The 18,436-nt window shown below is 60.2% G+C and carries 17 protein-coding genes and 2 pseudogenes; 4 read left to right on the top strand and 15 right to left on the bottom strand.

Translation table 11 applies throughout. From position 1 onward, the window contains the following. Positions 1–167 precede the first annotated feature (167 nt). The 7 genes and pseudogenes from AB0N65_RS10125 to AB0N65_RS10095 all read right to left on the bottom strand — a co-directional run. Positions 168–920: an MBL fold metallo-hydrolase gene (locus AB0N65_RS10125; RefSeq protein ID WP_364160733.1), complete on the bottom strand. Its 753-nt coding sequence runs from the start codon at positions 918–920 to the stop codon at positions 168–170. A gap of 145 nt (positions 921–1,065) precedes the next feature. Next, positions 1,066–1,689, bottom strand: coding sequence for a CGNR zinc finger domain-containing protein (locus AB0N65_RS10120; RefSeq protein WP_364160689.1), 624 nt, complete (start codon positions 1,687–1,689; stop codon positions 1,066–1,068). Positions 1,690–2,522: 833 nt separating this feature from the next. Next, positions 2,523–3,371, bottom strand: coding sequence for an MBL fold metallo-hydrolase (locus tag AB0N65_RS10115; protein ID WP_364160687.1), 849 nt, complete (start codon positions 3,369–3,371; stop codon positions 2,523–2,525). A gap of 217 nt (positions 3,372–3,588) precedes the next feature. Further along, positions 3,589–5,034 carry an MFS transporter gene (locus AB0N65_RS10110; RefSeq protein ID WP_364160685.1) on the bottom strand — a complete coding sequence of 482 codons (1,446 nt, stop codon included), beginning with the start codon at positions 5,032–5,034 and terminating at the stop codon, positions 3,589–3,591. Between the two features lie 260 nt (positions 5,035–5,294). Next, entirely contained in the window at positions 5,295–6,011 is a 717-nt protein-coding gene (locus tag AB0N65_RS10105) for a flavin reductase family protein (RefSeq protein ID WP_364160683.1), read from the bottom strand. Between the two features lie 278 nt (positions 6,012–6,289). Further along, positions 6,290–7,570, bottom strand: coding sequence for an alpha/beta hydrolase (locus AB0N65_RS10100; protein WP_364160681.1), 1,281 nt, complete (start codon positions 7,568–7,570; stop codon positions 6,290–6,292). 169 nt (positions 7,571–7,739) lie between these two features. Then, positions 7,740–7,997 (bottom strand): annotated as a pseudogene (locus AB0N65_RS10095) (IS30 family transposase); the annotation flags it as partial. A gap of 105 nt (positions 7,998–8,102) precedes the next feature. On the opposite strand from AB0N65_RS10095, the pseudogene AB0N65_RS10090 reads away from it, so the two are divergent. Next, a pseudogene (locus tag AB0N65_RS10090) lies at positions 8,103–8,394 on the top strand (integrase core domain-containing protein); the annotation flags it as partial. A gap of 44 nt (positions 8,395–8,438) precedes the next feature. On the opposite strand, the gene AB0N65_RS10085 reads toward AB0N65_RS10090, so the two are convergent. The 5 genes from AB0N65_RS10085 to AB0N65_RS10065 all read right to left on the bottom strand — a co-directional run bounded on the left by AB0N65_RS10085 (position 8,439) and on the right by AB0N65_RS10065 (position 10,755). Beyond that, positions 8,439–8,741, bottom strand: a complete 303-nt coding sequence (locus AB0N65_RS10085) for a hypothetical protein (RefSeq protein ID WP_364160679.1) — start codon at positions 8,739–8,741, stop codon at positions 8,439–8,441. A 240-nt stretch (positions 8,742–8,981) separates the two neighbouring features. Beyond that, on the bottom strand, positions 8,982–9,107 hold the full coding sequence (locus tag AB0N65_RS10080; RefSeq protein ID WP_364160677.1) for a hypothetical protein: 126 nt from the start codon (positions 9,105–9,107) through the stop codon (positions 8,982–8,984). Next, positions 9,108–9,257, bottom strand: a complete 150-nt coding sequence (locus tag AB0N65_RS10075; protein WP_364160675.1) for a hypothetical protein — start codon at positions 9,255–9,257, stop codon at positions 9,108–9,110. It lies immediately after the preceding gene. 475 nt (positions 9,258–9,732) lie between these two features. Continuing rightward, positions 9,733–10,227 (bottom strand): PaaI family thioesterase, encoded by a 495-nt coding sequence (locus AB0N65_RS10070; RefSeq protein WP_364160673.1) that lies wholly within the window; start codon positions 10,225–10,227, stop codon positions 9,733–9,735. Between the two features lie 42 nt (positions 10,228–10,269). After that, complete coding sequence (locus AB0N65_RS10065; RefSeq protein ID WP_364160671.1) at positions 10,270–10,755, bottom strand: helix-turn-helix domain-containing protein; 486 nt, start codon at positions 10,753–10,755, stop codon at positions 10,270–10,272. Positions 10,756–10,927: 172 nt separating this feature from the next. On the opposite strand from AB0N65_RS10065, the gene AB0N65_RS10060 reads away from it, so the two are divergent. Beyond that, complete coding sequence (locus AB0N65_RS10060; protein WP_364160669.1) at positions 10,928–11,914, top strand: TDT family transporter; 987 nt, start codon at positions 10,928–10,930, stop codon at positions 11,912–11,914. 380 nt (positions 11,915–12,294) lie between these two features. Here the strand turns inward: AB0N65_RS10060 and AB0N65_RS10055 are convergent, their stop codons facing one another. Then, complete coding sequence (locus AB0N65_RS10055; protein WP_364160667.1) at positions 12,295–13,473, bottom strand: ROK family protein; 1,179 nt, start codon at positions 13,471–13,473, stop codon at positions 12,295–12,297. A 124-nt stretch (positions 13,474–13,597) separates the two neighbouring features. Here AB0N65_RS10055 and AB0N65_RS10050 point away from each other — a divergent pair, with 124 nt between their 5' ends. Beyond that, a complete protein-coding gene (locus AB0N65_RS10050) occupies positions 13,598–14,488 on the top strand; it encodes a sugar phosphate isomerase/epimerase (protein WP_364160665.1) in 891 nt (296 codons plus the stop codon). Between the two features lie 73 nt (positions 14,489–14,561). Next, a complete protein-coding gene (locus AB0N65_RS10045; protein ID WP_364160663.1) occupies positions 14,562–15,818 on the top strand; it encodes an amidohydrolase in 1,257 nt (418 codons plus the stop codon). A 104-nt stretch (positions 15,819–15,922) separates the two neighbouring features. Here AB0N65_RS10045 and AB0N65_RS10040 read toward each other — a convergent pair whose 3' ends face one another. Both AB0N65_RS10040 and AB0N65_RS10035 read right to left on the bottom strand, forming a co-directional pair. Beyond that, a complete protein-coding gene (locus AB0N65_RS10040) occupies positions 15,923–17,599 on the bottom strand; it encodes a thiamine pyrophosphate-binding protein (protein WP_364160661.1) in 1,677 nt (558 codons plus the stop codon). Then, positions 17,596–18,387 carry a cyclase family protein gene (locus AB0N65_RS10035; protein ID WP_364160659.1) on the bottom strand — a complete coding sequence of 264 codons (792 nt, stop codon included), beginning with the start codon at positions 18,385–18,387 and terminating at the stop codon, positions 17,596–17,598. Before AB0N65_RS10035 ends, AB0N65_RS10040 begins: the two co-directional genes overlap by 4 nt. Positions 18,388–18,436 lie beyond the last annotated feature (49 nt).

Below are 18,436 nucleotides of genomic sequence, written 5' to 3'. Positions count from 1 at the left end.
CAACTTTAGTGGAACGGAAACTGGAAGATTTTTCACTTCAGTTGAGGCAGGACAACGAATCCGATGACACTCCCTGGCTTTGGAAGACTGATCGCGGGCGCTTAATCACGCGGGATGGGTGTGGATTTGCGTCAACTGTAGTCTTCCCATGCTGACCGCAGGCCCGTTTAGAGGACTGATGTTGAAGTAATGCTTCGCCAAAGCGCCTTCGGATTGACGTGCCGGGGATATCTGTCCAGCATATGCGCAAAGAGTTGCTCAGAGGTCAGACCCTGCTCCAGGGCTCTTAAGTAATCCGTGATGTATCGCCGCGTCTCCGCGATGGAGCCCGGACGGTGGTCACCGTCGGGATCCGCATGTCCGGCCACCACATAATCGGGGTGTAAACGATCGAGGATATCGAGTGCGGCAAGCCACTGTGCGGCACCTCCATCCCGAACCTCATTGAGAGCGAGATGACAGCGGTTATATACAGAGTCGCCGGCTACGATGAGCCGGGTTGACGGTATCCAGAGCGCAGTCGTGTCATCCGTGTCAGTATGTCCCAGTTCCAGTACCTGAACGGATTCACCCTGGAGGAGAAGGTTTGCAGTTATCGGACGAACGATGATGGATCCACTGGCGACTTGACCAGGAAACCGATCGTCCCAGAGTTCGCGACGAAGGCGGGAGTGTCGGTACATGTAGTCACGGGTTTGGCGTGTGGCAATCACCACGGCCTCTGGGAACTCGCTTTGAACTGCAGACGCACCTAACCAGTGGTCACCATGGCCATGTGTGATGTATATCGAGCGGAGCTTTATGTTAAAAGACTTTACCCAATTGATGGCAACTTCGACGGCGGCAATATGCCAAGGTGGATCGATAAGCATGGCCTCCCGGGAGCCATAGACCAAAGTTGTGTTCAGCGGGGAAGACACAGCCTGGTGACCGAACGGCACCGTTGGTGTCTTGTGTTCCGCGACCGAGGGAGAGGTAAGTACAGCGAAGCGCAGACTGGGATTCACGGCCGTGGCCACTCAAGCTTCGACACCGACACCAAGCCCTCCGCTGTGGGAGCTTTGCTCAATTGGCAGAGAACTGAGCGCGCATCCGATCCCGCTGCCGCGCTCTGGATGCCCGCACATTGGCGATGTTTCCGCAGGAAGACGAGTCATGCCAGATTGCTCCGTTATTCTTGGACCGGTCATAGAAAGCCACGCGGCACCATTCGTTAGGACAGATCTTAAGCCTGCGGGACTCTCCTTCCAGCTGCGCATCATACAAAGCACGAAGGATTTCAGCGACTACGGCGCGGTAGCCCGATGCGGCGGCGGATGCGAGACGGACTTGCCCGTCTTCCAAAGAAAGAGTTGCCTTGGCCGCAGATGGCCCAGACGAAGCAGGCATTCCTGTCCCACCGCTACCAGCCAGCGCTGACATCAGCGTGCTACGGAAGCGACGAAGTGGCTCAAGGTCTTCATTGTCAAGGACAGGCACGCTCTCCCGGACTCCCAGCTCTTGCCAGGCAGCAGAGGCCCACGCAGTAGCATCCTCTGGGTTATCGAGCAAGTCGACGCCCCTAATGGTCCGCCCAGCAGAAATTGTATTGACGAAGTCCTGAACCAGCCCAATGTTCCCAGAGCCGGCCTTCAGACTGTAACGGTCGCTTGCAATATACAGATTTCTCACCTCCAAAGGTAAGGACATACTACCGGATGCTCCTTAGGAACGAATCAGCTGCGGCCAAACCCTTAGTCATGTCGCCGGGTATCTGCTGAAGCAGCACCGGCGCCCACAAAGCCATACGGCGTTTTGGGCGCCGCGCATAAAGAACGAATAGTCTAATGCTCAGCTGAATGCGTGCGCTCACTCAAGTGCTGGCTGCAGTACTACTGCCTTGTCCTGGCTGACCGAGAACGGGAAGGCCTAGTAACTTGCAGGGGGCACATTACTCGGAAGCCCGAGCAGATCGATCCTGAGTAGAGCCCATCGCCCAAGATCTCTTAGGTTGGATCAACTCGCCTGGGTTTAGTCCGAACGGGTAATGTCTCGCGCGCCTTGGGTACAACTCCACGCGACTTCACTCAACATCCTCGAGGTCGATGCTACCCGAGCTGACGTCGGCGAAGACGGAGCATACTCGTCCGACCCTCCTAAGCCTTAGGCGCAACGACTGACCCCGTTCCTCGAGCAACACCCAGCCGAATAGGAAAAGCCCCGAAGGGTGTCGTAGTCCAGGCCAGCAGGGGCGCGACCTCTGCAACGGGGGAGGACATCCCTCTGTCGTTAGGAGGCCGCCAGACGTGTCGTTAGGAGGCCCCGCCGGAGGCCGCACCAACCATCTACTTGGCGTCATGAGATGGCCCGAGGAAACATCAGGGCGACCCGAGAGCCCTTAATCTGGCTTGACCTGCAAGCACCTCTTTGCCCACATTACGGCACGCCTCGTCCACTTTTCCTTCCAACGGCAGAGCATCTCTGCCACTTCAGCGCATGAAGGCATGCTGCGGCCGGCCTATGCGACACCCGCCCAAACCAAATCAGGCTTCCCGATTCCCTACCAAGCTCAAAGCCCCATACCAAACAGGCGATGCATTGACCCGGTGCGGGTAAAGGCGCAGCATCTCATCATAGAAATTCTGCGGAGTCTGCGCTCGATCTAACGCTTCACGGGAATCCAGAAGGTACTGCCGGGTCTCCTGGATACAGCGGGGGTCATCAGGCGCCCCCGGTGCCTTATGTCCGGAGACAACATGAAGCGGGTCCAGCGACTCGATGACGTCAATGGCGGCCAACCAGGCCTCCAGTCCGCCATTGCCCGTCTCAAGCAGCATCTGATGGGCGCCGTTGTAGATGGCATCACCTGCCACGACCAGGCGAATGGAAGGGACCCATAGCGCAGTAGTGTCATCGGTGTCCGTATGCCCTAGAACTATTGGCTCCAAGGCTTCCCCCTCAAGACATAGCCCTTCGACCGGGACGGGTTGAGCGATAACGCTACTAGGTGGAATGAGCCCTGGCAGGGAGCGATCCCAAAACTGGGCCCTCCCGTCAACCGCCTCCGTGCGCATCATCGCCAATGTGCCCTCGGTGGCATACACCGGAACCCCGGGGAAGTCCTTCAATAATTCTTCGGCCCCCAGCCAGTGGTCTCCATGTCCATGAGTGATATAAATGAAGGCCAGCCTCTTGCCGCTGTCCTCGAGCCAGCCACGCACACGTGCAATCTGACCGAAGGTGTACGGAGCATCCACCAGCACCGCGTCACGTTCACCGCTGATCAGCGTCAGCGTCAATGGGGACGTTACAAACCGTTCGCCCGTTGGAAGTTGCCCTTCCGCCCGAGCTGTTCCATCCAAGACCAGGGTCTCGTAGGTGAGTTGAACCATGCTGAATCACTCCTGAAAGACTAGTTACCGCCGTATCGTAAGGATCATACTTTATTAGAGGCTTACTTTTGGCTCGATTGACGACACACTGTCCTGCTATTGCGTCAAGGTTTATCCTGCGCCGCCGGTGCAAACTCAAGCCTGAACCTCGGTACCGACTCCACGGAAGTGCCATGCGGACGGGCCGAGCCGAGAAACCGCGCTTGTTTTTTCTGGGCTACAGCCCATCCGCCGGAGCCCCTGCCGCAGTTGGATCAGCAGACCGGACGCCCGCGGCATCCTGCGGGATAGCAGAAATCTGGGACAGAGCTGATCTCCGTACCATGACTGCGAGGGTAAGTACCGCGATGATTGCCAAGACGAGCGGGAAGCCAAGGACAAAATAGATCTGACCCATACCCCACCCTGCGGCGAGCATGCTTCCGCCGACGATGCCACTGACGATGGATCCGGCCTTCCCGAATCCATGCATCCAGGACACGCCCGTTGCCCGGCCTTCAGGCGGGAAGATGCCGTCCGTGGTGCTGAATGCGTTCATTCCTGCGTTGAGGCCGACGACGGCCAGGCCGAGCAGGGCGCTGAGTATGATCAGCGTCATGGCGTTGAGGTCTACTACAGCTGTAGCCCAAACTGTGAGGGTGGCGAGAGCGAGGAAGGCGGCAATGACGGCGAAGCGTCCCAGCTTGGTCATGAGGATGCCGATGGAAAGGGAGCCTAGGACACCGGCAATTCCCAAACTGACCACTGCAAGGCCTGCTGCGGCGGTACTGACGCCGATGGTGGCCGCCATAAGGGGGAGGTAATTGATGAAGATATACACAATCCCGGCGACGACAAAGTAGCAGAACCATACCAACATGCTGCGTAGCCAGTTCGTCCGTGAAAGCACCGCGTGCACGGCGTTGCTTGTTCGGCCTGCGCGCGGCAGCTCGAATGAGATTGCCGACAGGTCAGCGGTCGCGGTGAGTTGTCGAAGGATGCGGTCGAGTTGTTCGCTACGTCCGTGCATTCGCGCGAGGTAGCCGGGAGATTCGGGCATCGCGACTGCGAGAACGGGAAGGAGCAGGAGCGCAACTATCCCGCCTCCGGCCAGGAGCGCGTGCCAGCCGAAAGCCGGAATCACTTTACCCGCGAGGGCGCCGACGATGACAGGGCCGATGGTGAACCCGGCGAACACAAGCCCGACGAGTGACGTGCGACGCTTCAGTGGCATGGTTTCGCTGACGAGTGTGACGAGAAGGGGCATGACAGCGCCGAGGCCGAAGCATGCAGCAGCTCGCGCTGCACCCAGCCAGAACTCGTCAGGTGCGATGGCGCCGGCGAGAGTTGCCGCTCCAAAGAGCGCGACGCCGCTGACTATTACCGGTTTCCTGCCGATTCGGTCGGCTAAAGGACCGGCAACGACTGAACCGAGCGTCAGCGTGATAAGTCCGGCTGTGACGATCATGGTCACGGTTTCGAGGGTGGTGCCCCAGTCACGGATGATCTGCGGGTAGATGAACGCCCAAAGTTGAAGCTCGATCCCTTCGAGCATTAGAGCGAGGAAGGCCAGCCCAAGGATCGCCGCGTGACGGCGGCTGAAGGGGGCATTGTCGAGAAGCTGCTGGACGGTCGTGGGCGCTGCGGCGGCCGGGACCGCACGGGTATTGTGGGCGAAGGACATATTTATTTACCGATCTCGGCGTTGAGCCGGTGTCAATGGCGTCCCGACGTCGTCGTCGGGACCTGACCGCTGTGGTGTTCAGTTGTGGTGCACATGCATGGGACTACGGCTTGATACGTCGGCGGTTGCCAAGCCCAAGGTCTTTGACAGGCCTATCAACCTGCCGGGTCATGGCGCGTTCGGTTCGTGAGCCGTGTGGCCATCCGTGACCTTGCTGACCGCCGGGTAGGGTGACAGGGCGGGTGGCGCCGTCGCCAGGGTTAGGGTTCCAGCACGGAGCCGGCCGGCGTCCAAGTGTCGGTCTCGATGGGCGAGTAGTCGTCTCTCCGGCCATCAAGCCGCAACATCCGCTTGCCCTCTCGAGACTGAATCAAATTTTCGTTAACGGGGGGGACAAAGACTGTCTCGGTGAGGCTGTACTCGCCGGCCAGACGGCCGATCGGAGCCAGCGCGGTGATGTCTAATCTCCCGGTCTCGGGGAGGTAGATGTCGTCACGGACGTAATAATTCACTACTGTCCCCCAAACGATGGCCCCCATCTTCTTCGGGTCTTCGAAGATCTTGAACACCTCGCACTCAAGGGCAATAGGAGCGCTCTTCACCCGGGGAGGACGCACTACTTGCGAGGGTGCCGAGTCTACGTCGAGGAGAGTGAACTCGTCCTCGTCCGGTTCGAACTCGATGGCTGACCGGTGAACGCTGAGCGCATCGGGGAAGGTAGCCATGTTCGTGACGAACTGGCCGGTGTCTTGAATGTTGACGAAAGTGTCTTTAAGGTTGCCGTCGGCTCCCGCCTGTATTGACAGCGAGACGCGTGGAGGCTTGCGCCCGACGCAGGTGAAAAAGGAGACCGGGGCGAGGTTGCGCACACCTTTGGTCGATATGGTGCTAACCCACGCGATCGGCCGCGGGATTATGCTGCCGATGAGCATTTTGTAGTTCGACTTGGCGTCGAGGTCGTCGGGATTGATGTGCATGAAAGTCTCCTTGGTGAGGGGGCGGTTCTAGGACGGGAGTCCTGTGAGGTGATCGACGAGTCAGGCGCCAGCAGCCATTCCGGCTATAGTGAAGTGCTTTACATACCGTCGAAGTGTCCACCGGGAAAGGTCACGAGCCGGAATGGTGATTGTTGGGTGGATGTCTGTGAGCCGATACACCCGTGCGCGCTGACCAATGCCGCCTTCTGCGGGGATACAGTGTTCTTCCGGGGTCATCGTTATGTCGTTCCTGTTTTGCATGGGCTGCGTTGCGCGGCTCAACGGAGCTCTTCGGCGAACCGGCCGATTAGATCTGCAACAAGCTGGGGCTGTTCAAGGTGGGGGTAGTGTCCCGCTCCTCGCACCTCGCCGATCTCAACATTCGTGAATCGCGGGGCCACCACGGAGCGCAGCATGTCCTCCGCGAAAAACTGATCGTCGGTGACGACCAAGAGCGTGCGCGCCAAGACGGGTGAGTTGCGTTTACCAGCAGGGTGCCCTTCGACCCATGAGACCAGGCTTTGGAGTGAAGACTCGGGCGTCTCTTCCGGGATCGAGTAAGTGATACGCCTCCGAACAACCTCGCCCTTTTGAACGGTGAGCCCGAGCTTAGACTCTGCACCTTCCCCGGCCCCGCTGATCGCGGTACCCGCTTTCATTTGCTCCAGGAGTTCCGGCGGAAGCTGGCTGCCACCTAGCGGCGCGGGATTCACCAGCACGAGGCCCTCTACTCTCGCCGTCGTGCGAACGGCGGCGAGCTCTGCGACTGGACCGCCCATGGACTGCCCGACGAGGACAACCCGCTCAGCGCAAAGTCCTGCATCCTCGATCGCGTCCTCGACCTGCTTGGCGTAGAATTCCAATAATTTGGCCGAGGCGAACTCACCTGCCGGTGCGGACTGGCGGTTGACCAGAAGTACCCGGTGTCCGCTCTCGACTAGCGGCCGCGCTGCCCACTGCCATGCCTCAGCCCGGTCCCGGTATCCGGGCGTGAAGATAAACACCGGCCCCGCGCCCTTACCAGCGCTCAGATACGACACGCCCGAGGACGTCACGTGCGAGCTGAAGCCTTGAGGCCCCGACCCACGATGCACCGGCCATACGTCATCAAGCCGATTTGCGTCCGTGTTCTTACTCTGGATTGTTACCGCCCGCCAGCCGTCTTCTCGCTTGATGACATCGAAGCTCACGGCCAAGCGTTCGATCTCGGACTCATCAGCCCTACGGCGGGACCAGATCACCTCGATCGTCGCGCCTCGGTCGTGGAAAACAGTGATCCGGCGATCCGGAACCACCGTGTGGGAGTATCCGTCCGCACGGAGCCGACTTTGCATCCCGCTGAGCATCTCGACGACCGCCTCAGCAGTGGGAAGAAGCACCGACCCCACCTCGGCGCTGTTGACCCAGAGGGGCGCCGCCCAATATCCCGTGATGAACTCCGGCGGCAGCCCTTCAGCGCCGGCGGTGACCCACCGGCTCAGGTAGTCCTCGAAGAACCAGGACGTGACGTCCTCGAATCCGTGTTCGGTGTCGTGTACTACGACTTCTGAAAAAGGCATCGTTGCCTCTCCTTGTCCGGTAGAGCGTGCGGGGATTGCCACTGCTGCGAAAATGGAAGATAGCAATGAGCATTACACGTTTGCACCTTACGTGTCCAGCATCACTTTTATTGATCGCTCGCACGTGTAGAGCTTCCGACGCTGGTATTGGTGTCCAGGTTGTGGCGTCGGTGTCATGCGCCCAGGCTTGCTGACGTGTTCGCGCTCGTGGCGCTCGTAGCGTGCGCCCTCGGCGCAGGTGCCACGCCTGCTGCCTGGTCAGTCCGCCTCGGCTCGAAACACAAGAGGCTTGGTAGATCGCTTCGTGCGAGATCCGCATCGTTGGATCATCCGGGAACTCGACCGGCGGGCGTTTCGCGATCTGTTGAGGGCTCCACCCCCTCACCCATTCGCGGCCCTCCCTGTGCGGTTTGTTCTTCCCGTCCCAGACCGGGCCTAAACGTGCCCTCGATACGCCCGTACCTGCTTCTGACGATTTCGAGACGGGATCCAACATTTCCGTGATCAGGCGTTGCTTCGACCGGTTGAATACGCCCAGTTCCGGTCCCGCCGCTTCGTTGAAGCTCTCCGGCGCCACGGGCTCGCAGGGTCGATGGGCAGGTTCGGTGCGCGCGCGGTCAACGCAGCGATGGAATCGTTCTTCTCACTTCTGCAAAAAGAACGTCCTGGACCGTCAGCCGTGGCTCACCAGACAGGAAGTCAGACTGGCCATCACAACCTGGATCGAGAGAACCTACCACCGCCGGCGTCGGCAAAGACGGTTGGGAAAACTCACGCCCATCGAAAATGAAACAATCAACCGGACCGCGCTCACAGCGGCCTAAGACCCCGGGTCAACGAAGCCGGGGCAGTCCTGGTGACATCAACTTCAGGTGGGACGAACGCCTTCTCGGGCGCGGATGGGAGTGGGTGTCGTGACAGCGAGGTTGGAGTGCCATGGTCCTGAGAATGACTTCGGGACGCTGATTTCCAGTAGAACGGCGGACGCGTTTACGGCGCTGTCCCCGACGCGCAGGTGCGCAACGATCGCCCTGGCGAAAGTAGAGAACGGCGCCGATTCCAGCGGCGATTCCCAGGGCCAGGCCGACGAGCAGGCCGGCGCTGCGGCGATTTCGAGGGCGACGAGCAGTGGTGTCGCTGTCCTGGCGTTCACAACGTTTAGGACGGTCATTCGGTGGGGGTCTTTGCGGATCTTGCCAGATCGCGGGAAATATGAGGCAGGTTGCGAAGAGGGCGCTAAGAATGACTGCTGCGATGAACATGAGAGGTGTTGCGCCGTTCTGAGGTAGACGTTTAGCTGTGGATGGGCGTGGTTTGAGTAGTGCTGCAGCGCATCGAGTCGCCGCGTTCGGGTGGATTGGTGGAGGGTGTCAGGCTGCAGGGGTGAGGAATGCGGTGCGCACGATTGGATCTACACGGGTCCCAAGAGCTCGATGCAACTCATGACATCTTTGTGGGGCTTGGTTCCGACGCTGATCTGCATGAGGAACCGCTCGTTCCCGAAGACGCTCTGCTGGAAGAAGGTTTTCTCGGCCATTTACTCCGGGGATCCTGCGCCAAGGGCTCCCTGCAACGAGGTGCCCTTTCCATAGTCCTGCTTTGTCGGCAGGGCCGAGGAAGGTGCGTAGAGGAACGCGCTCACGGCGGGCTGGAAGTACGCGAAGCTCAGGTTGACGGCCTGCTCCATGGCGTCAACAACATAGCCGTGGGTGTTGCTGCTGATCCTGATGGCGGTTTCCGAGTGGCCTGCCTCGAGGGCGGACGAGCGGTACAGGTCGGTCAGCGAGGCGAAGAGGCCGAGGATCGCGCGATTCTTCGACTCCTATCCACACGGGCGATTCATTCTGGGCCGGGCGGGGGTAGACGCCCAGGTTCGATAGTGGTGCCCGGTGTCGGCCGGACCAGGTCAGCTTCACATCGGAGCGGTTGATCGGGACAGAGGTCGTCCATCCATGACTCGATGTCGGAGGTGTTGCGTGGCAGTGCGGCGTTCAGATTGAGGGTTCCGCTTGGCGGTCATGAGGATATCGGCCAGGATGCATACGCCCGATGCCGCGGTACTCGGCCGGTAGCGGGAGTCTCTTCCTTGAAGTGGAGCTTGCCCTTGGCCTGGACGCAATGGTGGACGTCCAGGCCAACATGGTGAGTGGTGTCGTCGTTTGTCATGCTTCGACGGGAAAGACTAGGAGAGACCCGGTAGCAGTCGCAACCAGCTTTCCGTTGGCGTCGGTGACCGTTCCGTCCGCGAAGGCTACGCGGTTTCCTGCCTTGGCTACGATGCCTACACAGGTCAACGGACCGCTGTCAGCCCGCACGGATCGCAGGTAGTTCACTTTTATCTCGATTGAGGTATAACCAAGCCCCTTGGGCAGTGTTGTCTGTACGGCGCAGCCCAAGGCCGAATCGAGGAGCGTGCACACAAGCCCTCCGTGAACAGTGCCGATCGGATTGTAGTGGGATTCATCCGGGTGACAGGTAAAGGTGGCTGTTCCTTGGGCCGCATGGACCAACGTCATATTCAGTAGTTGACCCATGGGTGGGGGTGGCAGCTTTTTGCCCATCATGGAGTGCAGGTAATCCAAGCCACTCATGCCCGGCATTGCTGCCACGCCAGGAGCGGGATCGTCCCATGAGATGGTTTTTTTGCGCTCTTTCACTGCTTCTCCTTTTGACTTTCTTACGCGGGGCAAACGGAAACATCAGTCGGTTTGGGGCTTCAGGTGCACGAGGGTGGTTGGGGATCTGGGGTGTTGCCATGCCGTTGTTGAGGCATCCATTTCCTTGTTGCACGTTTGGCACCAAACGCCGGTAGGGGAGTCGGTCCCGCAGTCTGTGCAGATGATGTGCATGTATCTTTCGCTAGGCGACCTAGTGTACTTTTGCGCCCAAGCGAGGAGTGAATGGAGAATTGGCAAGGCATCCGATCCAGCCTCTGTCAAGCGGTACTCCTTACGCGGTCGGTCTCCACCGCTATAAGCATCGGCGGCGAGGACATTTGCGTGGACCAAGCGCCTTAGCCGCTCACTGAGGACGTTATCCGCGATTCCCAGTTCCTTCCTGATGGAATCGAAGCGGTTGTTGCCCATGAAGACCTCCCTGAGTATCAGCAGGGTCCAGGGATCCGCCAAGACGTCCGCGGCCCGAGCTATGGGGCAGTTGTCGGCCGACCAATTCGTGCGCGGCATAGGAGTCCTTCCATCGAAACTTACTTGCTGCAAGCAAGCCAATTTACTTTCTTTAAGAAAGCTTATACGGTGAGAGCCTACCCTCTGGCCGGCGGAACACTCCAGTTCACTGAACTGGCCCGCCCGGTCCGCTAACATTTGACGCCTGCTCCGAGCCAGGCTCCGAGAGGACATGATGTCGATGACAGCCGTAAAAACTGAGCCACAGGACGCGTCAGGCCCGCCGGTGCGGACGGCGGGCATGCTGCCGCTGAGCATGTTCGGAATACCGTTGGGCCTGGCGGGACTGGGCGGTGTTTGGTCGGCCGCCCGGTCAGCACTTGAGTTGGCGCGATGGCCCGAAGAGGCGTTCTTTGGATCTGCCGGAGCCATCTGGCTGATTCTGACGGCGACGTACATCACGGGTGGGTTGCGACGCAAGGGGGCTTTCCGTGCCGACCTGAGGCACGAAGCGTCTGGTCCGTTTGCCGCATTCATTCCGATCGTGGGCATCCTCCTTTCGGTCCACTACAGCGAATACTTGCCTGGGCTTGGCAGTTGGACATCGCTGGCCTTTATCGCCGCCCTCACGGTTGTTGTGACGCAACTACTGGTTCGATGGATCACTGGTGGTGTGCCGATGCAGTCGATACATCCCGGCTACCTCCTGCCTGTCGTGGCGGGCCCTTTCGTTGCGAGCCTTGGATTCTCGAGCGCCAACGCCCACGATGCAGCGGTGGCAGCCTTCGGTGTGGGTGCCTTTTTCTGGCTTGTCGTGGGTACTGTCGTTACCGTCCGTCTGATGACCGCCGGTGAACTCCCGTCACCAGCGAGGCCCGGGCTCTCGGCATACCTTTCCGCACCGGCCACAGGCAGTCTCGCGTGGATGGTTTCTCATCCGGGGCCCATGGGAGCAGCCCAGATGATGCTTACCGGCGTGCTCGTCATCATGCTGCTGATGCAGGGTTTACTCATCGCTGAGTATCGCAAGGTGCCTTTCGGCCCGTTGTTCTGGGTTTTTACGTTTCCTGTTGCAGCGACGGCCAACTACGGGGTCCGCTGGCTCACTGCATCAGATGTTCCAGGCGCGGAAGTCTATTCGTGGGCCATCGTCGCTTTGGCCACAGCATTCATCCTCTCAGTTGCGGTCGGCACCATCGTGGCAGCAATCAAGAAATAATGGATAACCGAAGAAGCGCTCGTGCGGCACTCGTGAAGCCAGCCAGTCGTTTCCCCGTCTGGCCAGAGGAATGTTCCTTCCTGAGTACGTGTGGAGCTTCCTGGGTGCGTCCGCTCCGTCCGGTTCTGGTGCAACAAAAACGCGGGCCGCTCTCGTTCTGTTGGGCAAGGCTGCGCAGGCGAGGACGGCTTCTGCTCGTCTGCGGACAGATCTTCAGCAAGAACGCGGGCAATGCCGTCTTTCGATGGGATCTCCAATGTCCGCGGTTAGCTCACAACGAGCCAAGTTGCAGGATGTAGCGCTTAACGGCTCGGCAAGAATCCCAGAGTGCTCCCCGGTTCACCCGGTCGGGGTGACGTTCAACCATGAAGTCAAACAACTCAACGGTAGTGTTCGTTGCCAACGGTGATCGTATTCAGTACTTCACGGGCGGCTAACTGGCTGCCCCCAATCAAACCTCCATCCGCTCGCTGAGCTGACAGTTTAACCGAAAGACTGCGACTTATGATCGGCAGTGAGTGTTCATAGATCGCTGCCCGCACTCCAGCTAGTACTTCGTCTCCCAGGTACGCCATATCGCCGCCCAGGATGACGGTTCTTGGATTGTAGAAGTTGGCGGCGGAGGCGATGAGTTCCCCTGCCAGTGACGCATACTCGCGAATCCGGTCCAAGGCGACCGCGTCACCTCGCCGAAGCCTGAGCCTCAACGCCGCCATTCCGGAATCCTGATCCTTCTCATCCAGGAGGCCTACATCCGAAAGGACTGAGCGTCGGGTAACTCTTTCCCCGACGCATCCTCTGCGGCCGCAGGCACACAGTTTCACGGACCTGCTACCAATTCTCTGATGCCCGATATCTCCTGCAACGCCGTCCGCGCCCCGGTATAGCTCACCATCTGGGCCTGTGATTCCGGCTCCTATCCCTGTGGAGAGGTGAACGTAAATCATGGGACCCGCCTCGGGAGCATTCATCGATTCGCAGATGGCGCGTAGGTTGGCGTCATTCTCCATGGTCACGGGAACATCAGTGTGGAGCGCAATCGCATCGCTCAACTTCACGCCATCCCACCAGTAACCGGACCGGGACACGGACTCGGCAACTTCGCGGAGCTCGTCTACAGGGGAAGGAACACCAAGGACGAGCCATCGAAGGACACCATCCGGTCCAACGCGACTGAGCACCTCCATTACAGCGGAAGCAACGTGGCCGGAGGCATCCTGCACGGATGCCTCCGGAGATATGGGTACGGACGTTCGCGCCAGGATGGTTGAGCCCAGGTCCAACAAGGCAACGTGCGCAGCGGTTGGCTCAAGCTCGACGACGGCCACCGTGCCGGCCCTTTCGCCCAGTTTCAGACGCCGTGAGGGACGACCACTGCCCTTGGTCACTTCGGTGCTCTCAACGAGCCAACCTTGCGTAATCATCCGGTCCACATACTGGCCCACCGTCGATCTTGCCAAGCCCGTGATGCGAGCAATACCTGCACGGCTGGTTGCTTTTCCTTTGATCACTGGATCAAGAATCAGGCCACTGCTCGCCTCATGTCCAAGGGTCTGCACAGCCAAATCCTTTGTTCGATATCAAATTAACTTCGGCATCTAGAGAACAATCTTAGTTTCTTCCTATATTGAAAGGAAGCTCCTGCGCAGATCCATGGGCGGGCCGGACGGAACAAGGAAAAAGATGAACATCAACAAGAACCGCATTGCCCTTAACCCTCTGCAGTACATGGCCACGGACGATGGTTGGATCGACCCCAGTCTTGCTCCACCGCTGGAGCAGCAGTTGGAATACATCGCTTCTCAGGGCTTCAAATACGTACACTGCTCCGTGCCACCGGGACTGTCCCCGGACGCCTATCGCAGGAAGCTTGAGAGCGCCGGTCTTGAGGCAGGGCCGGGCTATGTCGGACTTCGTTGGTCCGATGACCCTGAGGCACGCTTGGAACACCTTCGACGCAGTCAGGCGACTGCGGAGGCAAACGCCGCCGTAGGAAGTGAGTTGTCATTTCTTGCGCTCGGGATGACATTGGGCAGCGCGCGCGTGGATCAGCACTCCGCCGTGGGTTATCAGTATTCCGCTGACCGGATGGACGTCATTATTGACTACGTCGGGGAGGCCGCTGAACTTGTGAACGCAGCCGGGGTGGTTCCAGCCCTTCATCCTCACGTGGGGACATGGATAGAAACGGAATCCGAGACACGCACGGTACTGGAGGGCATACCTTCAAGCACGCTGAAGTTCGGCCCCGACACGGGCCATTTGGCGTGGGCAGGCGCTGATGTTACGTCGCTTCTTTCTGACTATGCTGATCGAATCTCAGGTGTCCACATCAAAGACTTGTTCATGGACACGGCCAGCGTGGCCAGGTCTGAGCGGCTCGATTACAAGAGCGCGATCCAGAGGGTTCTTTGGACGGAGCCGGGCACTGGTGACGCGGACTTCAACGCGATTTTCAACGCACTGCCTTCTGGATACGTGGGCTGGACCGTCATCGAGGTGGACAAGGGGAACCGCCCCACGGCCGAGGAGAGCATTGAAGTTTGCGGCAAATGGCTTAAGTCTCTTTCATAATTCCCTCCCCAGTTGGGCATAGGCCGTGGAGTGAACGGGCGAGTGCATTATCACCGCCAAGGAGGGATACGCATTGAACAATGAGCAATTGATTGCGTTTAGGCGCGAACTACACAGGCACCCTGAACCAGCGTTCGCGGAAGTGGGCACGGCTGCCAGGGTTGAAGCTTCCTTGGTTGGGCTGCCTGTAACCGTCATATCAGGCGTGGCGGCCAGCGATTTAAGCCGGGTGATCAATTTACCGACGAAAGACACCTTGGCAACGTGGGCGGACCTGGCCGTCGGATCCGGAGTCAGGCCCGAAAGAGCTGCCTACTTTCGCGATAATGGCACCGCCCTGATCGTTGATCTGGCGGGTGACAGAGCTGGCCCCACATGGGGTCTGAGGGTCGACATGGACGCTCTTCCCATGCTCGAGTCCTCTGCTCTGGGCCACTATCCGGCTGATGAAGGTTTCAACTCATCCGTTGCTGCCATGCACGCCTGCGGTCACGATGTTCACACGACGGTTGGGGTTGGGCTGCTGCACAGGCTTTCGGACCGCGGTTTCGCAGGATCTCTTCGTGTGCTCTTTCAGCCGGCTGAAGAGGGAGTCCGTGGGGCTCAAACGATGATTGACGCGCGAGCTCTGGACGGGATTGACCATATGCTTGCGATCCACGTCGCAGGCGGGATGCCTTTCGGAGAAGTCGTGGGAAGTTTCACCGGCGGGATGGCGACACGGAAGCTTTTGGTGAATTTTTCGGGCCGTGCCTCCCATGCTGCTGGAATGCCGGAAGCGGGCAGGAACGCCCTGATCGCTGCGTCAACCGCGGCTATCGGAATCATGGGGATTCCTCGGTTCAGCACCGCTGACACCAGAGTGAATGTTGGCACCCTGCTCGCTGGTGATGGTGTGAATATTGTTCCGGCTGCGGCAACCATGACTTGCGAGGCACGGGCAACCGACGACGAGGTCGTTGAGGAGGTCACTGCCAGGATACGGGAGATCGTTGCCGGAGCAAGCCTGGCGCAGGGCGTGGAACACGACGTTGCCATCATGGGACAGTCTGCGACCATTAGTCCGGACGAGGAGATGATCGATCTCCTCGTGAACGCGTTTAGCAAGCATCCCAAGGTCGGAAAAGTCCATCGGACGCAAACATTTGCTGGGAGCGATGATGCCAATTTGATGATTCGCCACGTTCAACTCCATGGCGGCATCGGAGCCTACCTCATGGTGGGTGCGTCCAGCCCTGGTCCGCATCATAGTGCCACCTTCGACGCAGACGAGCGAACGATTCAACTGGCGGTCGACGTCTTGGAGACACTCCTGCGGGAACATCCGTAATTATGTGACATGCGCCCCGAAAGGGCTTGAGACGAAACAGAAGGGCCGGACGCTGGCAGCGTCCGGCCCTTCCTCGATCACGGTTACAGGCTTATACCCGGGCGTTAGTGGCCTTGGAATGCCTCGGCCAGCCACCAGGACCCGCCGTCGGAGGCTATTTTCGCGTCGATGACCAGTGGCTTGGTTTGCGTTCCGGCGCGGTAGGCGGCCAGCCAAGGCTCGACGGCGGCCAGGTCGGCTACGGTTCGGACGGTGACTCCTTCAGCCCCAAACCCGCGGGCGATTGCGGCAATGTCGGTGTCCGGGAACACCACGCTGGAGAGGTCCTGTTCGGAGTGCCCGGAAGCGAAGTGATGCACTTCGGCTCCGTAGGCGGCGTCGTTGTAGACGATGCAGACCAGGGGAAGTTTCATCCGGACGGCCGTTTCGAGTTCGCTGATGCCCATGAGGAAGCCGCCGTCGCCGGCGCCCAGGACAGGCAGCCGGCCGGGTTGGGCAGCGGCCGCCCCAATGGCCGTGTAGAGGCCCAGCCCGATTGCCTGGAAGGCTTGGGTGAAGCAGAACCCGTACTCGTCCGGCACGGCGAGGTATTGGCTGGGGTAACCCATGAAGTTGCCCGAATCGACGGAGACGATTCGCTCTGCCGGGAGCAGGGTGTCCAGTTCGCGGGTCAGCACGCGCGGGTCAATGGAGGCTTCGGTGGACAGGTCTTCCGTGTCTACGTCCCGCCACCGGGAACGTTCCCTGATAGCCAGGGCGTTGGCCTCGGTGCGGTACTTCTCCGCAGGCTCGGGCTGCTTGCCCCGCAGTGCCTCCAGGGCGTCAGCGGCCGTGAGCGCCGAATCACCCAGCACCCCCAGAGCAATGGGCCGGTTGGCGCCCAACGCGGAATCTTCGACGTCGATCTGCACCACCGTGGTGCCTGCCGATATCAACCTGCCGTGCCGCATGGTCCACATGTTCAGCGCGCACCCCCACCCCACAATCAGGTCGGCACCACTGATCAGCTCAGCGGTGAGCGGTGAGGAGAAGCCACCCGAAATGCCCAGGTTATGGGAATCACCGTTGAACAGCCCGCTCGCCACCGCTGAGGTGGCGACCAAGGCTCCGGCATGCCGGGCCAGTGCCAGGATTTCCTCCCGGGCACCGCGTCCGCCACGGCCAGCAACAAAGACCGGGCGTTCCGCGGCGGCGATCAAAGCCACCAGCTGCTCAATCGCAACTGCGTCGGGGCGGACCTTCAGCGGTTGGGGCACGACGACGGCACCCACCTCGTCCTCGGCGGTCCCGCTCTGGACGTCCAGCGGCAGGCTGAGGACCACGGTGCGGCGCTCGTTCACCGCTGTCCGGTAGGCCCGGACGGTGTCCGCAACGGCTGTCGCGGGGGAGTGGATCCGCTCGGCCACGGCCCCGACACTGCGTGCCAGGCCGTCCTGGTCGATCTTGAAGTTGGACCGGATCGCAGCGGCCTGCGTATCAGCAGTGAGCACGATCATGGGAGTCCGGCTTTTCGCCGCTTCACCGACCCCGGTGATCGCGTTGCTCAGCCCGCAGCCCTGATGCGTGGTGACCACGCCAACTTTCCCGGACATCCGCCCGTACGCATCGGCCATGGTCGCCGCGCCGCCCTCATGCCGGGCCGCCGTGAACGGGACGCCCTGGGCCATGAGGGTGCCGGTGACATCGAAGTTGCCGGAGCCCACCACGCCGAAAACATGCCCCACGCCCAGCTTGGCCAGCGTCCTGCCTACCAGCGTGGAAACCCGTACCTGCCCGCTCATGCCCGTTCCACCTCGCCCTTTTCCACGAGCGCATACACGCGGCTGGGGCTGCCCGTCCCGCCCACGATCGGCAGCGGGGCTACCACCAAGGTGGCGCCCGTGACCGGGAGACGGTCCACGTTCCGCAGCGAGGTCACACCGTACTTGTCCGCGCCCAGCAGGAACGAATGCACGGGGAACATCGGCTCCAGCGAACCAGCTTGTCCGGCGTCGATACCCACCGTTTCCACGCCGAAACCGCTGATCGAGTCGTTACCGGCCAGCCACTTGGCACCTGCCGCAGAGACCCCGGGAGTGTGGGGACCGGCGTCGTCCGCGTTGACGAAAGCCGCAGCGTCAGCGCCACGGGCCGCCCAACCGGTCCGGAAAACCACCCAGCAGTTCTCCGGAAACAGCCCGTGCTCGGACTGCCACTGCTCAAAATGCTCAGGCTCCAACAGGAAGTCCGGATCCGCCGCTGCCTCAGCCGTTTTATCGATCACCACCAGAGGACCCACCAAACGGTGTGGCTCGATCTGGTCCACGGATTTGCCCTCCTTACCCGTAATCCAGTGCACAGGAGCGTCAAGGTGCGTCCCGGCGTGTTCCCCCACGGTGACGTCGTTCCACGCCCAGGCGGGTCCGGCGTCGTCGAAATTACTTACCGGCGAGACCGACAAACCAACCGTATTAGCGAACGGTTGCGGAAGGTTCAGGATGGGGGTTTCGGAGCTGAGCGGGGTGGTGAGGTCGATGATTTCCACCGAGCCAGTCGAAAGGGCTGCAGTGAGCCCGGCCAGAACAGACATTGTTCTCCTATCGCTTAGGCGGGTTTGAGTTGGTGTGAAGTTGATTTGC

The organism is Paenarthrobacter sp. NPDC089322 (assembly GCF_040684895.1).
Classification (GTDB): domain Bacteria; phylum Actinomycetota; class Actinomycetes; order Actinomycetales; family Micrococcaceae; genus Arthrobacter.
Note: the sequence above shows the minus strand (reverse complement) of the source record. Positions and strands in the feature narration are given on the sequence as shown.

Coding starts and splice junctions, on each gene's coding strand:
- AB0N65_RS10120 (WP_364160689.1), bottom strand. CDS start 1,689: ATGTCCTTACCTTTGGAGGTGAGAAATCTGTATATTGCAAGCGACCGT.
- AB0N65_RS10115 (WP_364160687.1), bottom strand. CDS start 3,371: ATGGTTCAACTCACCTACGAGACCCTGGTCTTGGATGGAACAGCTCGG.
- AB0N65_RS10110 (WP_364160685.1), bottom strand. CDS start 5,034: ATGTCCTTCGCCCACAATACCCGTGCGGTCCCGGCCGCCGCAGCGCCC.
- AB0N65_RS10105 (WP_364160683.1), bottom strand. CDS start 6,011: ATGCACATCAATCCCGACGACCTCGACGCCAAGTCGAACTACAAAATG.
- AB0N65_RS10100 (WP_364160681.1), bottom strand. CDS start 7,570: ATGCCTTTTTCAGAAGTCGTAGTACACGACACCGAACACGGATTCGAG.
- AB0N65_RS10085 (WP_364160679.1), bottom strand. CDS start 8,741: ATGACCGTCCTAAACGTTGTGAACGCCAGGACAGCGACACCACTGCTC.
- AB0N65_RS10080 (WP_364160677.1), bottom strand. CDS start 9,107: ATGGCCGAGAAAACCTTCTTCCAGCAGAGCGTCTTCGGGAACGAGCGG.
- AB0N65_RS10075 (WP_364160675.1), bottom strand. CDS start 9,257: ATGGAGCAGGCCGTCAACCTGAGCTTCGCGTACTTCCAGCCCGCCGTG.
- AB0N65_RS10065 (WP_364160671.1), bottom strand. CDS start 10,755: ATGCCGCGCACGAATTGGTCGGCCGACAACTGCCCCATAGCTCGGGCC.
- AB0N65_RS10060 (WP_364160669.1), top strand. CDS start 10,928: ATGATGTCGATGACAGCCGTAAAAACTGAGCCACAGGACGCGTCAGGC.
- AB0N65_RS10050 (WP_364160665.1), top strand. CDS start 13,598: ATGAACATCAACAAGAACCGCATTGCCCTTAACCCTCTGCAGTACATG.
- AB0N65_RS10040 (WP_364160661.1), bottom strand. CDS start 17,599: ATGAGCGGGCAGGTACGGGTTTCCACGCTGGTAGGCAGGACGCTGGCC.
- AB0N65_RS10035 (WP_364160659.1), bottom strand. CDS start 18,387: ATGTCTGTTCTGGCCGGGCTCACTGCAGCCCTTTCGACTGGCTCGGTG.